Source organism: Paenibacillus sp. FA6 (assembly GCF_051550225.1).
In the GTDB taxonomy this organism is placed as follows: Bacteria; Bacillota; Bacilli; order Paenibacillales; family Paenibacillaceae; genus Paenibacillus_AQ.
Genome location: NZ_CP188820.1, coordinates 398,920 through 415,918, shown reverse-complemented (window position 1 = coordinate 415,918; position 16,999 = coordinate 398,920). Strand labels below are relative to the sequence as shown.

Annotated in this window: 21 protein-coding genes; 2 read left to right on the top strand and 19 right to left on the bottom strand. The window is 38.3% G+C overall.

Translation table 11 applies throughout. The features are described from left to right. Positions 1–3: 3 nt before the first annotated feature. The 10 genes from ACP8HI_RS01910 to ACP8HI_RS01865 all read right to left on the bottom strand — a co-directional run bounded on the left by ACP8HI_RS01910 (position 4) and on the right by ACP8HI_RS01865 (position 8,884). A complete protein-coding gene (locus tag ACP8HI_RS01910; protein WP_438349466.1) occupies positions 4–969 on the bottom strand; it encodes an ABC transporter permease in 966 nt (321 codons plus the stop codon). A gap of 456 nt (positions 970–1,425) precedes the next feature. After that, complete coding sequence (locus ACP8HI_RS01905; RefSeq protein ID WP_438349465.1) at positions 1,426–2,037, bottom strand: PepSY domain-containing protein; 612 nt, start codon at positions 2,035–2,037, stop codon at positions 1,426–1,428. Positions 2,038–2,167: 130 nt separating this feature from the next. Further along, positions 2,168–2,728: a PepSY domain-containing protein gene (locus ACP8HI_RS01900; RefSeq protein WP_438349464.1), complete on the bottom strand. Its 561-nt coding sequence runs from the start codon at positions 2,726–2,728 to the stop codon at positions 2,168–2,170. A 70-nt stretch (positions 2,729–2,798) separates the two neighbouring features. Continuing rightward, entirely contained in the window at positions 2,799–4,163 is a 1,365-nt protein-coding gene (locus ACP8HI_RS01895; protein ID WP_438349463.1) for an ATP-binding protein, read from the bottom strand. Further along, positions 4,160–4,855 (bottom strand): response regulator transcription factor, encoded by a 696-nt coding sequence (locus ACP8HI_RS01890; RefSeq protein ID WP_438349462.1) that lies wholly within the window; start codon positions 4,853–4,855, stop codon positions 4,160–4,162. The genes ACP8HI_RS01895 and ACP8HI_RS01890 overlap by 4 nt, the downstream gene beginning before the upstream one ends. 80 nt (positions 4,856–4,935) lie before the next feature. Continuing rightward, the gene (locus tag ACP8HI_RS01885) at positions 4,936–5,541 is read right to left on the bottom strand and encodes a response regulator (RefSeq protein ID WP_438349461.1); all 606 of its coding nucleotides are present in this window, start codon (positions 5,539–5,541) and stop codon (positions 4,936–4,938) included. Positions 5,542–5,543: 2 nt separating this feature from the next. Beyond that, on the bottom strand, positions 5,544–6,659 hold the full coding sequence (locus tag ACP8HI_RS01880) for a sensor histidine kinase (protein WP_438349460.1): 1,116 nt from the start codon (positions 6,657–6,659) through the stop codon (positions 5,544–5,546). A gap of 39 nt (positions 6,660–6,698) precedes the next feature. Further along, complete coding sequence (locus tag ACP8HI_RS01875) at positions 6,699–7,844, bottom strand: DUF418 domain-containing protein (protein WP_438351677.1); 1,146 nt, start codon at positions 7,842–7,844, stop codon at positions 6,699–6,701. A gap of 178 nt (positions 7,845–8,022) precedes the next feature. Further along, positions 8,023–8,346, bottom strand: a complete 324-nt coding sequence (locus ACP8HI_RS01870) for a hypothetical protein (protein ID WP_438349459.1) — start codon at positions 8,344–8,346, stop codon at positions 8,023–8,025. 112 nt (positions 8,347–8,458) lie between these two features. Further along, a complete protein-coding gene (locus ACP8HI_RS01865) occupies positions 8,459–8,884 on the bottom strand; it encodes a hypothetical protein (protein WP_438349458.1) in 426 nt (141 codons plus the stop codon). Between the two features lie 216 nt (positions 8,885–9,100). Between ACP8HI_RS01865 and ACP8HI_RS01860 the strand changes: the two genes are divergently transcribed. Further along, positions 9,101–9,445, top strand: a complete 345-nt coding sequence (locus tag ACP8HI_RS01860) for a helix-turn-helix domain-containing protein (RefSeq protein WP_438349457.1) — start codon at positions 9,101–9,103, stop codon at positions 9,443–9,445. Positions 9,446–9,521: 76 nt separating this feature from the next. Here ACP8HI_RS01860 and ACP8HI_RS01855 read toward each other — a convergent pair whose 3' ends face one another. The 5 genes from ACP8HI_RS01855 to ACP8HI_RS01835 form a co-directional block, all read right to left on the bottom strand. Beyond that, positions 9,522–9,674 carry a hypothetical protein gene (locus ACP8HI_RS01855; RefSeq protein WP_438349456.1) on the bottom strand — a complete coding sequence of 51 codons (153 nt, stop codon included), beginning with the start codon at positions 9,672–9,674 and terminating at the stop codon, positions 9,522–9,524. Between the two features lie 46 nt (positions 9,675–9,720). Continuing rightward, positions 9,721–10,032 carry a hypothetical protein gene (locus tag ACP8HI_RS01850; RefSeq protein ID WP_438349455.1) on the bottom strand — a complete coding sequence of 104 codons (312 nt, stop codon included), beginning with the start codon at positions 10,030–10,032 and terminating at the stop codon, positions 9,721–9,723. 287 nt (positions 10,033–10,319) lie between these two features. After that, a complete protein-coding gene (gene mazF, locus ACP8HI_RS01845) occupies positions 10,320–10,655 on the bottom strand; it encodes an endoribonuclease MazF (RefSeq protein WP_438349454.1) in 336 nt (111 codons plus the stop codon). Then, positions 10,652–10,894: an AbrB/MazE/SpoVT family DNA-binding domain-containing protein gene (locus tag ACP8HI_RS01840; protein ID WP_438351676.1), complete on the bottom strand. Its 243-nt coding sequence runs from the start codon at positions 10,892–10,894 to the stop codon at positions 10,652–10,654. The genes mazF and ACP8HI_RS01840 overlap by 4 nt, the downstream gene beginning before the upstream one ends. Before the next feature lie 117 nt (positions 10,895–11,011). After that, positions 11,012–11,350 (bottom strand): PepSY domain-containing protein, encoded by a 339-nt coding sequence (locus tag ACP8HI_RS01835; RefSeq protein WP_438349453.1) that lies wholly within the window; start codon positions 11,348–11,350, stop codon positions 11,012–11,014. 352 nt (positions 11,351–11,702) lie between these two features. Between ACP8HI_RS01835 and ACP8HI_RS01830 the strand changes: the two genes are divergently transcribed. Further along, on the top strand, positions 11,703–12,536 hold the full coding sequence (locus ACP8HI_RS01830; RefSeq protein WP_438349452.1) for a stalk domain-containing protein: 834 nt from the start codon (positions 11,703–11,705) through the stop codon (positions 12,534–12,536). Positions 12,537–12,635: 99 nt separating this feature from the next. Here the strand turns inward: ACP8HI_RS01830 and ACP8HI_RS01825 are convergent, their stop codons facing one another. The 4 genes from ACP8HI_RS01825 to ACP8HI_RS01810 form a co-directional block, all read right to left on the bottom strand. Continuing rightward, positions 12,636–14,378 carry an ABC-F family ATP-binding cassette domain-containing protein gene (locus ACP8HI_RS01825; protein WP_438349451.1) on the bottom strand — a complete coding sequence of 581 codons (1,743 nt, stop codon included), beginning with the start codon at positions 14,376–14,378 and terminating at the stop codon, positions 12,636–12,638. A gap of 249 nt (positions 14,379–14,627) precedes the next feature. Continuing rightward, on the bottom strand, positions 14,628–14,780 hold the full coding sequence (locus tag ACP8HI_RS01820) for a hypothetical protein (protein WP_438349450.1): 153 nt from the start codon (positions 14,778–14,780) through the stop codon (positions 14,628–14,630). A gap of 135 nt (positions 14,781–14,915) precedes the next feature. Next, positions 14,916–15,437, bottom strand: a complete 522-nt coding sequence (locus ACP8HI_RS01815; protein ID WP_438349449.1) for a hypothetical protein — start codon at positions 15,435–15,437, stop codon at positions 14,916–14,918. A 118-nt stretch (positions 15,438–15,555) separates the two neighbouring features. Next, positions 15,556–16,917 (bottom strand): SpoIID/LytB domain-containing protein, encoded by a 1,362-nt coding sequence (locus tag ACP8HI_RS01810; RefSeq protein WP_438349448.1) that lies wholly within the window; start codon positions 16,915–16,917, stop codon positions 15,556–15,558. Positions 16,918–16,999: the final 82 nt, after the last annotated feature.

Below are 16,999 nucleotides of genomic sequence, written 5' to 3'. Positions count from 1 at the left end.
TATCTAAAACAATGAATTTTCATTGTTATATTTCTTCACTGCCCAATTGCATCCGATAACAAAGATGAAGCCGCAGACGGATTGATATAATCCAACGGCAGCAGGCATGCTGATGTCGCCTACCGTTTTAACTGCCCGAAACACATAAGTATCGATAACATCCGTAGTAGCGAAGAGTAATCCATTATCACCGACGATAGAATAGATCGTTTGGAAATCTCCATAAAATATTTTCCCAATCGATAACAGAGTCAGAATAGTGATCGTCGGAACCAATAAAGGAAGGGTAATATACCGAATCTTATGCCAACTGCCTGCTCCATCAAGAGCAGCTGCTTCATATAATTCGTCGTCTATTCCTACGATTGTTGCTAGATAAATAACTACGGCGTACCCCGTGTTCTTCCAAATAAATACGCCAACGAGTATAGAAACCCAATACTGCGCATTCGAATACCAATCAATCGGAAGAAGATGGACACTGTTCAACAACTGATTGGCAATACCGAATTTGGAACTGAATATCAAATAAACAAAGTTTCCTACAACGATGGCAGAGAAGAAGAAGGGCAAGAACATGAGACTTTGATAAAGCCTTTTAAGAAGCCCATGCCTAATTTCATTTAATAGAATGGCAAATGCAATCGCAAAAAGTGTACCGAAGATGATGTAATTTGCATTAATGAATAACGTATTAAAGGTCGTTCGCCAAGCATACTCCCCATTAAAGAAAAATTTAAAGTTATCAAATCCTACCCACTTGCTTCCGAATATGCCATCGCGAAAGTTATAATCTTTGAATGCAATGATCATCCCTGGCAATGGCATGTAACTGAATACTAAGAAAAAGATCAACCCTGGAAGCGCTATCATATAATACCAACCGTTTTTCCATAACTCTCGAAACAGACCTTTTCTTGCTTTGTTCTTTTGATAATCTTTTCTTGTTGTTACCATAAGCTGACTCAATGGAATTGCTCCTTCCTGCTGAACTTCATATGTAAACGCTCTACATTTACAATGTGATCATAGATGTTTTAACCAACTTTGCATATTTCCCTTTTCACATAAAGGTTAAAAAACGTATGATTTTTCATTTAAAATTTTTAATATGATACTAATTTCATATGTTTTCGTTAAAAAACGGATATAACTGAATCCCAATCTTTTCGGATTTCATGGGTGAGTCAACAAAAAAGGACATAAGGAACAAGATCATATCGCCGAGGAACATTTGACGTAGCGGGCATATGTCCAAGTTACTTTAAAAATATACTAAAAAGTTAACCAATATGTAAGCTTTTCCCTTTAAACCAAAACAAAAAAAGAGGCTTCGCAAAAGTTCAGAGAACTCATGCAAAACTTCTCATTTTATTTTACAGCGACCAATAACAGATGCGCTATTGTTATATCATGACGAATATTTTAATCATCATTCTTGTCATCATCATGATCATTGTCGTCGTGATCATCATGGTCATCCGAATCTTTTTCAACAGAAATAATCTCAGCTGTCTTCGCATCTACCTTAACTTCAGCTGTTCCTTCAGTGGTTTTCAGTTCGACTTCATAAACAAGTCTACCGTCATCACGATCAAGATCAACTTCGATAACTGTTCCTTTGAGATAATTCACTGCGACAGCACTTGCTTTACTAACTCCAATAGTGGAATCACTCACAGTAGATGTAGCATCCGTATATTTATAATCATCATCGTCGTCATCATCATTGTCATTTCTAACCCCTAGGGACTTACCAGTATACGCCTCGATTAATACGTCAACATCCTTCTGTCCTTGATCAATCTCAACCTCGTAATACACCTGATTATTCTTCTTCTTAAGTTCAATACTCTCTACCTGACCCTTAGCTACTGCAAGTGCTTTTTGTTCCGCCATCTCAATTCCAATCACTTGCTTCTGTGTGCTGTTACTTGTGCTAGATTTAGCAGCTTGTACACTACCTACTCCGTATACTCCACCGATTGCAATAATAGCTAGTAATGCACCAGCACCTATCTTTTGTTTCATCTTCATTTCATGTTCCTCCTCATATGTTACTTTCTTTCATGTTCTCAATATACCCTTACTAAATGAGAGCAAAGAGATAGCAACATTAGAATCTGATGAGAATGGAGTGTGTATTCATTATAGATTGATTGCTCTTCTAATCATTATGGCTATCCTTGTCGTCATCGTCATCCCAAGTCACTGACATGATAACACCCGTGATCCCATTCACTTGTACTACGGCTTCACGTCCATCGTCTGTGTCAATCTCCACAAGATAATACCCACTTTCATGCTTACCTCTGAACTCCACTTCCTCAACAGTACCGGGTACCTGCTTCAGAGAAATGGCGATGGCTTCGTCACGAGTAACCACAGCTGTTGATCCTTTATCCGTATCTGTGGTAGGTTTCTTGGTTGGCTCAATCACATCAGGAACAACAGCTTCCAATCGTTTAATCGATGTAATTGCCCCACCGTCCGCATCTACCCTCAGCTCATAAAGACCCTTCACCATCTGAACCTGTACGACATATGCATCATTCTCAAGAGAAGTACTCATAACCTCACCAGGATACTCGGCTAACACCCCCTGGACGACTTCCCCCTCTGATAAAAGAACAGGTGTGCTAGCCCATGACCTCCACACTACTCCAATTGTTACTAATCCCAGAACAATCAGCACAACGACCGATATTCGTACGATCTTGTTGTTCATTCGTGATCACCTCCGTTGACATATCCTTAATATAAAGGCACTAGGTTAGAATACGGTGAGAGTCAGCATGCTAGCTGATCTTAAATACTTCTCTTGGTATCCATATCTCTGCGGTCGTCCCTTCCCCTTCCACACTATGAAGCTCAATACGTACTCCGATCGCTTCTGCTATCTCTACAGCTAGGGAAAGACCAAGTCCTACGCCCCCGGCCTGTCTATTTCTCGCCTCATCCACTCGGTAGAATCGATCAAACACAAAAGGTAGCTTATCGTTAGCAATCCCAATTCCATGATCAACGATACGAATATAGCCCTCACCTTCTAATGATCCAACTTCAATCACGATGTCATCATCACTATACTTCTGAGCATTGTCCAACAAGATAAACAACAGCTGCTTCAATTTCTTCTCATCACTATAACCGTACACTTCCTGTTGCCCATCTACATGGATCTCCCTACCATAAGCATTGCGGAATGCTTTAGCTGACCCCATTGCTACTTCCGAGAGGTTCAATGTTTCCATGCTGATATTCCATTGCTCCTTATGCTTAGCAAGTAATAGGAGTTGCTCTGTCATTTCTTTCATACGAATCGCTTCCGAATGAATGGCTTCAATGGATTCATTGAATAATTCTGGGCGATCGAGCCCTCTTCTTCGCAAAAGATTGGCATAACTCTCGATAATCGTCAGCGGTGTCTTAAGCTCATGCGATGCATTCGCTACAAATTGTTCTTGCTTCTTATAATTATTCTCAAGCAGCTGGATCATATCATTGAATGTCATACCCATTTCCATCAGCTCGTCTTTAGATTGACCCTGTAACTCCAAACGCTTGAAATGCCCACTACGTCGAATTTCCTTCATCGTCAGCGTCATGGCACTAATCGGCTTCATAATAACACGACTTAGCAAGCGAATGGAGAACAGTACAGGGATGAGCGCAATGCAAGTAACGACGATGAGCACGACTCGCAGAACCTGAAGCGTGTCCATCGTACTTTGCATACTTTCCGTCACTTGAATATTCATCACCTCGCCATCCGACCAGATCACGGGAATGGACACTATGACATATCTCTGATCGAGATCGTCTATAACTTGAACTCGTTTGGTTGTGTCATATACGGCCTTCTGCTTACTGAGATCTTGTTGAGACATTGAAGTAACGGGAGCAAGACTCGTCCCATTGGGTCCTATCATTCGAATCATCCCGTCAACGGGTACATACCCACGCAATAAATCTTGTGTGGGAATCTCCCCAGCTACCTGACGCATCGCGTTAGCAATTTGTAGCGTCTGAGCTTCTGCGCGATCTAGTTCATTATTAACTGACAATGTACTAAACATATAGTAAGTTGATACATTCATGACGATCAGTAGGATAGCAAACAGAACGGACGAATATAAATGTATTTTGCTGCGTAGTCTCATGGACTGTCCTTCAGTACATAACCGACACCACGAACCGTATGAATGAGATCAGGCTCGCTAGCACGATCAATTTTTTTGCGCACATAACGAATATATACATCAATCACATTTGTATCTCCGAAATAATCGTAACCCCATACGGCAGACAATATTTGTTCCCTGCCCAACACCTGCCTTTGGTTCTTAAGAAGATACACCAGTAAATCAAATTCACGTGGGGTTAGATCAATCGTATCATTCCCTCTAAACACTTCCCTCGTGCTTTCGTTCAACTTCAAATTTCCAACACTCAGCCACTGCTCTGGTATCTCTTGCTCGGTCTTAAGAGAACGTAATCTTAAAGCAGCACGTACACGTGCGAGCAGTTCTTCAATGACAAACGGTTTGGTAATATAATCGTTAGCCCCTAGATCAAGCCCCGATACCTTATCTTCAATGGAACCTCTCGCCGTCAGTAGTAAAATAGATATTTGTGAATCATTCACCCTAATTTTCCTTAGCAACTCAATCCCGCTCATCCCTGGAAGCATCACATCTAACAGAATGAGATCTATCCCACCTGCACGGTATATTTCCAGAGCATCTAATCCATTGCCGGCCTTAGCCACACGATAACCTTCAGATTCCAACTCGATTTCAAGAACCCTAGCAATTCTTTCCTCATCCTCTACAATCAGTATGTATTCACTCAATGCTAACGCCCCCAGTTCTGACCATCTGGAGAACGGTGAAAAGGCTCCTTCTCACAGAAATTTTCGAGATGGTCTATATTTCAAATCCAACCTTGCTCATGCGCTTTCTCGGTGGCCTGCTGTCTGGTCTCTACATCCAATTTTTGAATGGCTAAAGACAAGTAGTTTCTGACTGTTCCGTCCGTTAGAAATATTCTCTTTGCGATTTCCTTTGTCGCCAGCCCCTCCTGTGCCATACGCAATACTTCCATTTCACGCTCGGTTAGCGGATTTTCTTCCATTAGAAAAAGCGCCGCTGCTAATTCCATGCTTACGATCTGCTCACCAGCCATTACCTTACGAATGGAATCAATTAAGAACTCAATCGGTTCATCTTTTAATAAGTAGCCCTCTACCTTCAATGCCATTGCTTTTTGCAAAAAACCAGGGCGGGCATAGGTAGTCATAATAATTATTTTCGATGAGTTCCCCTGTTGTCTAAGGTTCTCGGCAATTTCAAGACCTGTGAGTAAAGGGATCTCGATATCGAGTAAACAAACATCCGGTTGATATTGCTGGATAGCCTCCCATGTTGCTTGACCATCCGCTGCTTCTGCTACTACTTCAATATCATCTTCTAAAGATAATAAAGACGTTAATGCCCCTCGAAGAAGTTTCTGATCTTCTGCTATGACTACACGTATCACGCTTACTTCACCTTCCTATTCCTCATCAGTGGAACTTTTAAAGTAATCGCAGTTCCATGGTTCGGATGAGCCGCAATATGTATTTCTCCTTGCAGCATGGCCAACCGTTCTCTAATGGATTGAATACCGTATCCATGCCCTTCCATTAGGTTTCCGTTCCCATCATCGCTCACTTGAATATGATAATGCTCATCTTGTTCGTATTGTGTGATTGTACATTGTTTGGCTTCGCTATGTTTAATAATATTGGTAATGGCTTCTCTGACGGAAAGAGCCAACATCGTTTCAGCCACATTGGTTAGCAGAAGCTTGGAGTCATTATTGTTTACGATCAATTCAATCCCAGCCTGTTGAAAAATTTCACTTGATAATTCAATTTCATTCTCAAGTGATACAAATTTCATATCGGTGACTAGCTCTCTCACTTGCTTTAAAGCAAATCGGGAAGTGTTCACAATATCATTCAGCTCATGCTTAGCTTTGTCTGGATTCTTTTCCAGCAGTCTTAAGGTCAACTCGCTTTTTAGTTTAATCATCGTCAACGTTTGTCCCAGCGTATCATGAAGATCCCTTGCTATCCGGTTTCTTTCCTCCTCTTGAATATAACGCTCAAGCTGAGCGTTAGCTACATCCAGCTTTTCTTTCAATAAGTTAGCCTTGGCTCTTGTATAAATAACAATTGGCGTGACCAGCTGGCCAATAAGGATTGGGAAATACTTGGGTGTAAACATTCCAATCGGACTACCTTCATTGATCCAGCAGAACACCATAAACATAACTATGATTCCAGCCATCCCTACACTGATAATCCACTTTTGATACGCTCTGCCAAGCAGATTTGCAAATACAAAGCCATACAGTAATATCCAACTATCGACGTACATACTAAGTGCTACAATTAACAGGCATCCCCCGAGACTGGAAATGAGTAAACGCCAATCCCGATGCCATAAGCCAATATAATAGCAAGCTACAAATAATGCGATGAATAATAGTTTGACTGTAAAATGAATGGCCCATTCAGAAATGACAACGCGATAAATTAGAAATATAACAGCGATCAAATCAATAAGAAGATATTTTTCAATCTGATCTGTGGGGTAAATCTTCTTCAACATGATTAGATGCACCCCTTATTTGTTTAATATTATTGCTTACTATTTGCTTAATAGATTAGAAGTAAACCTTCGTGCTGATTCCATCGGACCATACTTAAACCGCTTCAGCCATAGGGATGCAAATATAACCTGAAAGTAGCTTATGGCCACCCCTATAAATACAATCGTTATGGAATCAACTTTGCCGCCAAGACCGAAGCCCCATCCATAGAAAATCACCGTAGCGATCACATTTTGAAGTACATAGCAGCTGAGTGACATCTTGCCGACCTGTTCAAGTCTACCCCACAGCCAAAGCTTCTGATTGGCTTCTACTAATTTAGCAATCAATGCGATATATCCGAGCGAAAGAATGGGTGCAAATAAATAACGGACGGGTAAATCAAAGTAGCCACCCGGTACAAATATAAGTAAATTCAACGGAATACCAATGTATAGTCCAAAATGAAGTAGTTTCTTTCTTTTCTTTTTCCCATTCTCATCAGGAGCAAACGTCCCAGATCTCATTAGACGAATCCCTAGTAGAAAAAGAAAAATGTTCATTGGAATAACGAAAATGACTTCTAAACGCAATATAACAAAATTTGCAAACCGTTCCTGCACTTGCTGAAGCCAGCTGCCATCTCTATATAATAATATAGTCTCATTCATATCTCCTAAAGAAATATTGGCTCCGGTTAGACCAAGGTAGATTCCAACAACCAATACAATGAGCATGATACCCCCATGCAGTCCGCCAACAATCTTCATCACGCGCCGCATGATGGGATCGCCGCCTTTTATAATAAAAGCTGCAATGATCGCTGTTACGCCATAGCTCATCAGAATATCATATTCCAACACGAGGATGAAGTGGATGAATCCTTCCACCATAAGTATAATGGATGTCCATATATATACACCAGGCCAAGCGGTTCCTCTTCTTAATGCCTGCTGATACTTCATCTCAAGCCCAACTCCGAACATGATTGTCAACAAGCCAAGGAGCTTTCCATTGACTAAAAACAACACAAAACTTCTTACAAAATCTTGGATTGAAGCCCACCACGCATTTTGATTAAAGGAAAATACATAGTTCAAATCCCCCATGTGAGCCAATATCCAAACATTTGTTCCAAGCGTACCTAGAACAGCAAAACCTCTCAGTATATCTAGTAAGCGAATTCTTCTGTAGTCCCTCTCCATTGCGTCAATCATCCCCTCGTTCAGTACGTATCTTCAGTATATCTACGAACCGATGGGTACGATATTCACAGCAGTCAGTGTTTTGATATGACAGTGTCATATCAAATACTCGGTCCCAATTTTTCATCCATTCAAATCACGATAAAATATATTGTGAACGCACCAAATTCTCCACTGTTTATACAGCGAGCACCGCGGTCAAGTATTCATGTCTGAAATTAGAGAAAATTCGATGATTCAATTTCCGGGGATCGAAGTGTCCGAACCATTGTATGCACATTATTGCAAGAGAATCGATGTACATGTCTGGTCTATAACCAATATAGAAGAATACCTCTCGAAATAAAAAAGGGATTTTACTGTTTAATGTCTGATATGCCGAACTTTGTGTCGGTGATGAGTATGTCTTCATCCCCATATTGTTTGCCATTAGAGTTGCACGTTTCATATGCAATGGGTCACTTACGATCGTGAATGTCTTCAAGTTATGTTTGGGGGCCATATCATAAGCGTATTGCGCGAATATTCTCAAGTTCCGCCCAGGTAGATGAGTGTTTGTCCAAACTATATCTTTTACTGCTGTATACTCATAATTCCCTTATGTAATTATATCATTACGCTCCTATTCTTTCAGACAATGAGCGTAGTAATTCCTCTATTCTCCTAATGATCATCAACACATGATCTTTATTAAGGGTTGTTACCAATGATATATTTTCTAGACTAGTTAGAAAAAAGACTTTATTTAAGAAAAGCTCTGCGTCCAAATCAATAACGTCATGCTCTCGTACAAGTGAAAGTAGTTCCTCGAATACAACGCGCTTCATATCTATGAATCCTTCCCGATCAACTTCCTTCAAATAAACCGCATTAAGCATAGCCTTAACCGACATTTGGCCAACAATTAAGCAAGCATGGTTCAATCCCTCTTCCAGAAGCATCGTGGCTAAGTTCATATAAGCGTGTGAGAGGGTACAATAACCTTGAACTTTAACTGGTAAGTGTGACTTTAATTCTGAACTTTTGGTAATACTGTTCATGGAATCACCTTCTTGAATTATTTCACAAATAAAACCTAATATTAAACTTTTGTGGTTTCCAAACATATATCATCAAATACTTGTTACTATTGATAAAATTTAGCATTACCATCATTATACACTTTAATGATACCTATGGATATCAACAATATTCATAACACTATGTTTATCACTTCAAAACTTGACTACACTTTTGATTATAGAGGGGTGTAGTAAATGAAGGAGAAAGAAATTCTTAAACTAGTTGGTGCCCGAATTAGAGTCTTGAGAAAAGAAAGAGGTATGTCACAAGAATCCCTTGGAGAAAAAGGAGGGTTTCATTTTTCATATATAGGACAGATTGAACGAGGAGAAAAAAACGTAGCATTGTTGAATCTAGATAAAATTGCAAACGCATTAGATGTAAATGTTGCTCAGCTGTTTACATACGTAAATGAAGAATACGAACAGACAGAATCAGATGCAAATGTTAATGAAATTATAATGATGCTTCGGAAATCGAATCCTCAGCAGATTGCTATGGCTAAAAATGTGTTGAGAGAGATATTTAATAATAAGTGAACACCAAAATGCAGCTTATCCTACATTACGAGGATAGCTGCATTTCTTATGACTCCGTTTACGTTAAGCATAAAGCTCATTGAGCATTTATATACGGTAGCAATTCACCCGTTGCGCCCATATCCCGGTGATAGTACCACTTTGGATATAATGATTCATTCGTCGTGTTCGACTCATCTGCTTGATAAATGGATGTATATTGGACATCATATTCTCCATCATCATTCACGTCGAAGAGTATCGCAATAATAGGGTATCCGCCGGACTTATATTTTTCAGAAAATGTCGAAATGAGCTCTGTAATTAATACTACGACGTTGACCCCAAGTCGATACGGCAATCCATCTGCTATCTGTTGAATCTCGATAATACCCCGTTATGGTCATCCAATGCCATTCATATTTATAGTTAGACCACTTAGAAAGATTCAGTGTCGCCACTGGAGAATTGATAGCCAATCCAGCCTTCACATAATTAGCCGTATTCTCTAAAGTGAATGATTCACTATTAGCCACTCTACTTAGCTCTACCTTCTTGTCGGCTGCATACCTCTCCACCGCTGGCATCATACCCATCTTCCCTTGCACCCAATGTTATATATCCAATCTCCTGTTCTCCTTCTAATAGTGGAACAATATATGCGACAATGTCGTTATCCAAGTTATACAAGTTTCAGTGGCGGAATTTCTTTTTTTTGGGCTGATTCTATGCAGTACATTACCCTTACATGCCATTTGTAATCAAATCAACAATTATACAAATATTCCTTATAAGATACGATGCTTTCGGTTGTTCATTGGATTGCACTGATCATAAATAAGAGAGGGTTCATATGAGGTAAACTTACAAACTGGAATTAGCAGAGGTGGGGAGTTTATATTCTCCCCAGAAAGGTGTGGATTTTGTCTAAAACTTCTTGTGTAACTGAAATGGGAGCTTGACCAACAATTTCGCACCGTCTTGCTTTCCAATCCAAGGTTTTTATCTGATCGCTCAGAATGACTCCGGTTAACTTATCCTCTTCAGTCAACTTAACTTCGAAAGGATATCCCTTTTCCTGATTGGTAATGGGACAAAAAGCAGCAAATCCAGTAGCTTGATTAAATGCCTTTGGGGATAAAACAATACCTGGTCTTCTTCCTGCCTGTTCGTGACCTGCTTGTGGGTCAAAATTTAAATACACCAAATCTCCACGGTCTGGAATACTCAAGATACTTCATTCCCCTCTGGTTTTCCAAAATCAATTTCTTTGTGACGATTTGTTGGAGTAATTTGTGAAAGCAGTTCTTCTAGTGTGGGCTTGTGGTGCATAGGAACCAGAACAAGTCCACCTTTACCATCAAAATCCAGTTGCATTTCCGTTCCTTCACCAATACCTAATTTCGAGGTAAATTGGACTGGAATTCGTAAAGCTAAACTGTTTCCCCACTTTTGTACCTTAACAGACATTGCACTCACCCTTTTCACTTCATTTGATAAATCCACTATATCACTTCCCCTTCACCATGTATATACATAGTATACACATGGTGAAGGGGAACTATTCCTTATTTATTTTGATCACAATTAACTTGGAGCGTCATCATTGTCATTTCTAACCCCTAAGGATTCACCTGTATACGCCTCAATTAATACGTCAACATCCTTCTGTCCTTGATCGATCTCAACCTCGTAATACACCTGAGTATTCTTCTTCTTAAGCTCAATACTCTCTACCTGACCCTTAGCTACGGCAAGTGCCTTTTGTTCCGCCATCTCAATTCCAATCACTTGCTTCTGTGTGCTGTTACTTGTACTAGATTTAGCAGCTTGTACACTACCTACTCCGTATACTCCACCGATCAATACGGGTACTTTATACGTGCCTGTTAAAGATCTACTATTATTAATCAAGGGTAGTCTCACTTATTCAAATAAACAATATAAGATCGATCGCAGGCACCGATAATAAGAATATTAAGGAGATCTTGTTGAGTGAATAGGAAGTGATAACAACATAGCTAGGATGGTCTGTAATCATAATCCTTCCTTAATTCCATCGCGGACCTATTGATATCCGTAGAAATCTATTTCCAAAATTCATCTAATATTATATAATTACCTAGTTAGTAACAACATCGATTAATAGACATCTCTCAACTATAATCTCTAACGTCACGTTAGGGATTTTCTGTCTATTTTTGGGTATAGAACATAATGAACGTTCCCATGACCCGAGGCGCAACGGGAGCACTACAACTATCGGAGGTTTATGTTAATGAAGATCAGAAAGACCACATTTGTAGCTACAATAGTAACCTGTAGTATGTTATTCACAGCAGTTGGGGTAGGAGCATCAAACGGTATTCAGAAGATTCAAGCGGCACTTAACCACAATATTACGTTTAAACTGGATGGTTCGGATTGGGTACCAAAAACTTCTGAGGGCGATAAGCTATCCGCTCTAATATATGACGGTACGACCTATGTACCCCTTCGTGCAGTATCAGAAGGACTTGGTGCAGACATTGCTTGGAATAGCAGTACACAAAGAATCTCGATCAATAGTAGCTCTAGTGTAGTGTCACCTAACAACGCTGTTGAGATTACCACACCAACGCCATCCATTACTACAGAGACACCCTCCAGCAAGGGGTTAATGTATCTGAGTGGGACTACAGCAGAAATGACCAAGAAGATGAAAGAGCAAGCAGCGACTATAATAAAATTATATGGAGAAGCACTATCTTCTGGAAGCACTGCTAAGTATGATACATATGTAGATACTTATGTTTCTGATAAAAGAGAGAATTCACCTATATATACTACTCGCGCAGATCAAAAGGAACGGTTTAAAAAGGCTATCTCCGATGCTATCAAAAGTAACGACAGTTCAAAAATACAAAAGTACGCGAATGCACTTAAAAATGTATCTGTAAATGATATTGAAATATCATTAATAAGTGATAAGAACGAGTATTCACAGTCGTTCCAATATAAGTTCTACCCTAAAGATTGGAGTGCTTTCAGCAGTCTTTATACTTACTTCACCTTCTCCGCTATCGAATATGATAGTTCCTCTTTCGTCTTAAGTGAAGCATATATTAACTAAGCGATAGGTAAGTCTAAATTATAAAACACCCATCTTCAGGTAACCGAGGATGGGTGTTTTTGCTGTTCAATTGAAATAGTAAATCTTAATTCGCTCTAGCTAAAACAACTTAATCAGCTCTTCAAGCTCATCAACCAACACTTTTGCAAGTTCAAAATTAGTATCTTTTAAAGCCAATTCTATTTTCGTTTCAAGTGATTTTTTATTTTGTTCCATTTCTAAATAGTCTCTATCAAAATGACTAGCATAAATCATCTTTCTGAATTTTCGTATACTCATTTTTCTAATCGTCTTATCGTCAATGATTAACACATAATCCATACCATTTACGACAGAATAGAAATCATGAGAAATCATAAGAATCGCACCTTTATACTCTTCAATGGCTTTCTCCAGTGCTATTTGTGTATAGGTGTCTAAATGACTTGTCGGTTCATCAAGAAGTAATACGTTTGCTTTACTGGCAGAAACTTTAGCCAATTGAAGCATATTTTTTTCTCCACCAGATAAAGATCCTATCTTTTGATCAACGATTTCTCCTTCAAAACCATAGTCTGAAATATATGATCTAACCTCTTCATACGTTTTAAACCCAGCATCGATGAATTCTTCGAGTATTGTATTAGAATCCTTAAGCATTTCGCCTTGAAACTGAGATAAATATGCTACTTTAGCATCAGGATTTATTTCAATGGATTCATGATTATTATTAAAGATTTCTCGGAGTAAAGTCGTTTTCCCGGTACCGTTTGGACCGATAAGGGCTACTTTATCCGTAGATTTTATCTCAAAGTTAACATTTTCTAAAAGCAACTCATCAAAGGCAACACTATAATTATTAACATTTAAAACAACGATGTCTTCTTCAATTTCATGATCAATACCTAAACTGATATTCGGTTGCTTAATATCTACGAATGGTGCCTTAATTCTACGTGCTTCCAATCTTTCTTGGAATCTAACTCTAGCTTTTAGCGCTCTCCCTCTAGATGCTTCTGAATTATAAGTTGCGATAGCTCTAAGATTATCGATGATGCTCTCGTTTCTCTCAATTTCTTCACCCTCAGCGACTGTGAGTTCTTGTAACTCAATCTTCGTCTGAAGTAATGAGAAGTTATATTCAATATATCGCCCATCAAACTCTTGGATCTCCATGTTCTCAAGGTGCAACATTTTGTTGAAACAATGATTCAATAGATATCTGTTGTGCGTAACAACGAGTAGCATTCCTTTGTGAGAATTAATAAGATTCTTAAGCGCATTTAGGTTTTCAAAGTCTAAAAATACATCGGGTTCATCCATAATCATTAAGTCTGGACTATTAAGCATTTCCTTCATTACTTGAATAAGTTTGAATTGCCCGCCACTCAGGTCGGATACCCTAAGATCTTTTAGCTTCATGAGGTTTGCAAGATTTAGTTTCTTATTAATGTTGCTCTCAAAATTATCCCCATCCATTGAAGCAAATGCGTCTAAAGCTAATTGAGACTTTTCTAGTAACGAATCAATATCCGATGATGTTTCCATTTCAGTGTAAATCGCATTTATTTCATTTTGTATCTTAATAAATTCTTCTCCTATATATTCGAAGACTGTTGTTTCTTTAGTGTTGTCTAGTTGTGAGAACTGACTTACATACCCGATTGTGCAAGTTGGGTCCATCTCTAGCTTGCCTTCGAACATATGTCTTTCTGGATCCATCAATATATCGATCAGTGTACTTTTCCCACTGCCACTTGTTCCTATAAAAGCGCAATGTTGTCCCTCTTCAAGCGTAAATGAAATGTTGTGATATAGTTCTTTTTGCGGAAATGAGAAGGATAAGTTATCAACTTTTATCATAGTGTTACCTTTCTTTATAACTGAATTTGTGACTATTATTAGATGTATTGAAGAGCAAACATTTTGAGTTTACCGTTGATAGAATAACATTTTTTACATCCAACTACAAACATTTCACATTAAAGTTGTGAAACTTTCCTTTAATCTCCCCATTATAATTCTTAGTCTCAATTACAGATATCCCTACTCCATCGGTGCAGCACCGCCCGCTCCATTTCGTCATGGGCAAATTGGCAACTTTAGACTCCGTCACATCGTTCCACTCCCACAGCTATCTGTGAACATAAAAAAAATACTCATCTGGGCATCAGACGAGTTCGGAATATTAATTAACTTTTCCCCAACTTCACATTTATATTCAGCATAACGATCTTTAAGCATTTCACTACGGAACCAATTCACCTTGGTTGACTCACGAATACAATCGTTTCAGCTCTCGATAAAGAGTACCTGTAATACAAGTCACTTCACTCATCTTGATCTTATTAACGAAACACTTGTCTAACCATGAGGAGCCCACCTCTTAGTGATGTACTCTTATCCATTGCTTGGTTTTAAGTTGAAACTTCGGGCTATACTCAAAGCAGTTTGTTCATCAATATACTCAGTATTAAAATATAGATCATATACCATCTCTTTATCCTTCATAATAAAGTAAATGTGTATTTGTTCCAATACAGTCGTTTCACCCGATGCAGCCGGAGGTGTTCTTTTTAACTTTTTCAGTATTACTTCCGTAAAAAAACCTTCTAGTTTTTTGGATTCAATGACTTCTGAGTGGTTAGGCAATACTTGCGATATGGGTTGATCTGGATAGTATACGTTTGGATCGAGTCCCCCTATCACGTTTCCATTTTCCTTAAAAGATAAGGAAGAAAAGGGCATTTCTTCTATTGACCATTCTTCGGGAAGAGAAAGTTGATATAAGTCTGTTTGAATGTTATTTTCCGCGTTGGTTTTCCCAACACTTGCCCCAAGTACCAAAACACCGCTTATTACTGCAATAAGTAATATCGATGAAATTAATATCATGAATCTCGGATTTTTATTATAGTTCATGATTACCACAGCTCCTCAATATATGCTTTAAAGCCGCCAAACTCTTATTTATCAGGTTTGGCGGCTTAATATTACTATATATTTGTATTAATAATCTCTGTAAGAGAATCTTATAAAGTTAATATGATCCAGTTTGAATATATCCACTACTTTTATCAGAAAAACTATAATAATAACTCAAAATAGTATAATAATCGTATTCCGGATAAGTATTAGCTATATATTGAGTACCATGTTGACTTAGAACTCCCCCAAAAGCTGTACCAATATCTCCCGATGTCCCAGCTCTATATTGTGCATCGAAGACTTTTCCATCTGTATTTCTCATAAATATTCCGGAAACAGCATTAACTGCATTGTTGGTGGAGGTTACGCCAGAATTAGGTACATAGTGTTGGTAGTTTTCCCACTTATCAGTTAAATGTGCACCATAATCTGATGCAGGTTTTCTTGGATAGGTGGCATTATACCAAGCATATGTTTTTATCGCTATTGCCCCTGCTTTTAATGATTCTGATTTCCAAGTAGAATACCATTCGTTTGGTAATACATTCTTAGTATACGTATCAAAAGCGATATTCTGTAAAGTTCCTGTACTTGTTATATATAATTTTATAGTTGATGGGGTGCTGGTAGCACTATACGTTGTGAAACCACCATTGTCATTGCCTTGACTTGCCTTCTCTAGGGCATTTAGTTCATGTATACTTTGAATATTAGTTTTAGTCTTATCTTCATATCCATTAAGATTTGGGGTAATTTCTTTACTAGGCTGTTGTATGTCTTCACCATTTAAATTACCTTTTTCAATACTATCATGGACATTTGAAGAGATCGTGTCATTGTAAAAATTAACAATGATACCCCTTTCTCTCTTTTCAACTATGTTCTGAGCCTTTCTTTCTGCATCAGAATTAAAAGTATATCCGAAAGCGTCCAATTCGTCTAAATCATAAACACTTTCATGACCTATAATATACTCTTCTCCACTAAGGCTACCGATTGCTAATAATTCATATTTTACTCCGTTATAAAAAAACTCACTTTCGGTATTAACTTTATAATCCAAACCAATATAATAGTATTGAATATTATCATATAATGCGTAATTAATATCTGTAAAATAAGGCTCTATTTGCGTGATATGCGTTGACGGTAATTTTTTGGATTCATAGATTTGGACCGAATCTACTGAAAGGATGCCTGTCCGATTCTCTATTTGATGTTGGCTTGGGAAATTATTATAATCGTTTTGCCTTTCAGGTGAATATGATTTCACAAACGTATTCCAATCTTTATTATTAATAGCTTCTAGATATTGATTAACTACATTTGGAATATCATTTTTAAATTCTACAGAAGGTTTTGCAGTTGTATCTGCTTTCGAAGCATAAAGATAGTTTGGAGTAGTAACTGTTGTTAGTACCGTAAGCAAACAAACTAACCAGAACGCCAATAAAGACTTTTTTCTTTTCATCATTATAATGCACTCCTTAATAAAAGTTTATTTGGTGGAGAAACAACGTACCGATGAAACGCTGTAAACTTGCCAAGATCACCGA

Excerpts from the sequence above, each read along its gene's own strand:
- ACP8HI_RS01815 (WP_438349449.1), bottom strand. The coding sequence starts at position 15,437 with ATGAACTATAATAAAAATCCGAGATTCATGATATTAATTTCATCGATA.
- ACP8HI_RS01895 (WP_438349463.1), bottom strand. The coding sequence starts at position 4,163 with ATGAGACTACGCAGCAAAATACATTTATATTCGTCCGTTCTGTTTGCT.
- ACP8HI_RS01860 (WP_438349457.1), top strand. The coding sequence starts at position 9,101 with ATGAAGGAGAAAGAAATTCTTAAACTAGTTGGTGCCCGAATTAGAGTC.
- ACP8HI_RS01870 (WP_438349459.1), bottom strand. The coding sequence starts at position 8,346 with ATGGCCCCCAAACATAACTTGAAGACATTCACGATCGTAAGTGACCCA.
- ACP8HI_RS01840 (WP_438351676.1), bottom strand. The coding sequence starts at position 10,894 with ATGTCTGTTAAGGTACAAAAGTGGGGAAACAGTTTAGCTTTACGAATT.
- ACP8HI_RS01875 (WP_438351677.1), bottom strand. The coding sequence starts at position 7,844 with ATGGAGAGGGACTACAGAAGAATTCGCTTACTAGATATACTGAGAGGT.
- ACP8HI_RS01810 (WP_438349448.1), bottom strand. The coding sequence starts at position 16,917 with ATGATGAAAAGAAAAAAGTCTTTATTGGCGTTCTGGTTAGTTTGTTTG.
- ACP8HI_RS01830 (WP_438349452.1), top strand. The coding sequence starts at position 11,703 with ATGAAGATCAGAAAGACCACATTTGTAGCTACAATAGTAACCTGTAGT.
- ACP8HI_RS01900 (WP_438349464.1), bottom strand. The coding sequence starts at position 2,728 with ATGAACAACAAGATCGTACGAATATCGGTCGTTGTGCTGATTGTTCTG.
- ACP8HI_RS01825 (WP_438349451.1), bottom strand. The coding sequence starts at position 14,378 with ATGATAAAAGTTGATAACTTATCCTTCTCATTTCCGCAAAAAGAACTA.
- ACP8HI_RS01865 (WP_438349458.1), bottom strand. The coding sequence starts at position 8,884 with ATGAACAGTATTACCAAAAGTTCAGAATTAAAGTCACACTTACCAGTT.
- ACP8HI_RS01905 (WP_438349465.1), bottom strand. The coding sequence starts at position 2,037 with ATGAAGATGAAACAAAAGATAGGTGCTGGTGCATTACTAGCTATTATT.
- ACP8HI_RS01880 (WP_438349460.1), bottom strand. The coding sequence starts at position 6,659 with ATGTTGAAGAAGATTTACCCCACAGATCAGATTGAAAAATATCTTCTT.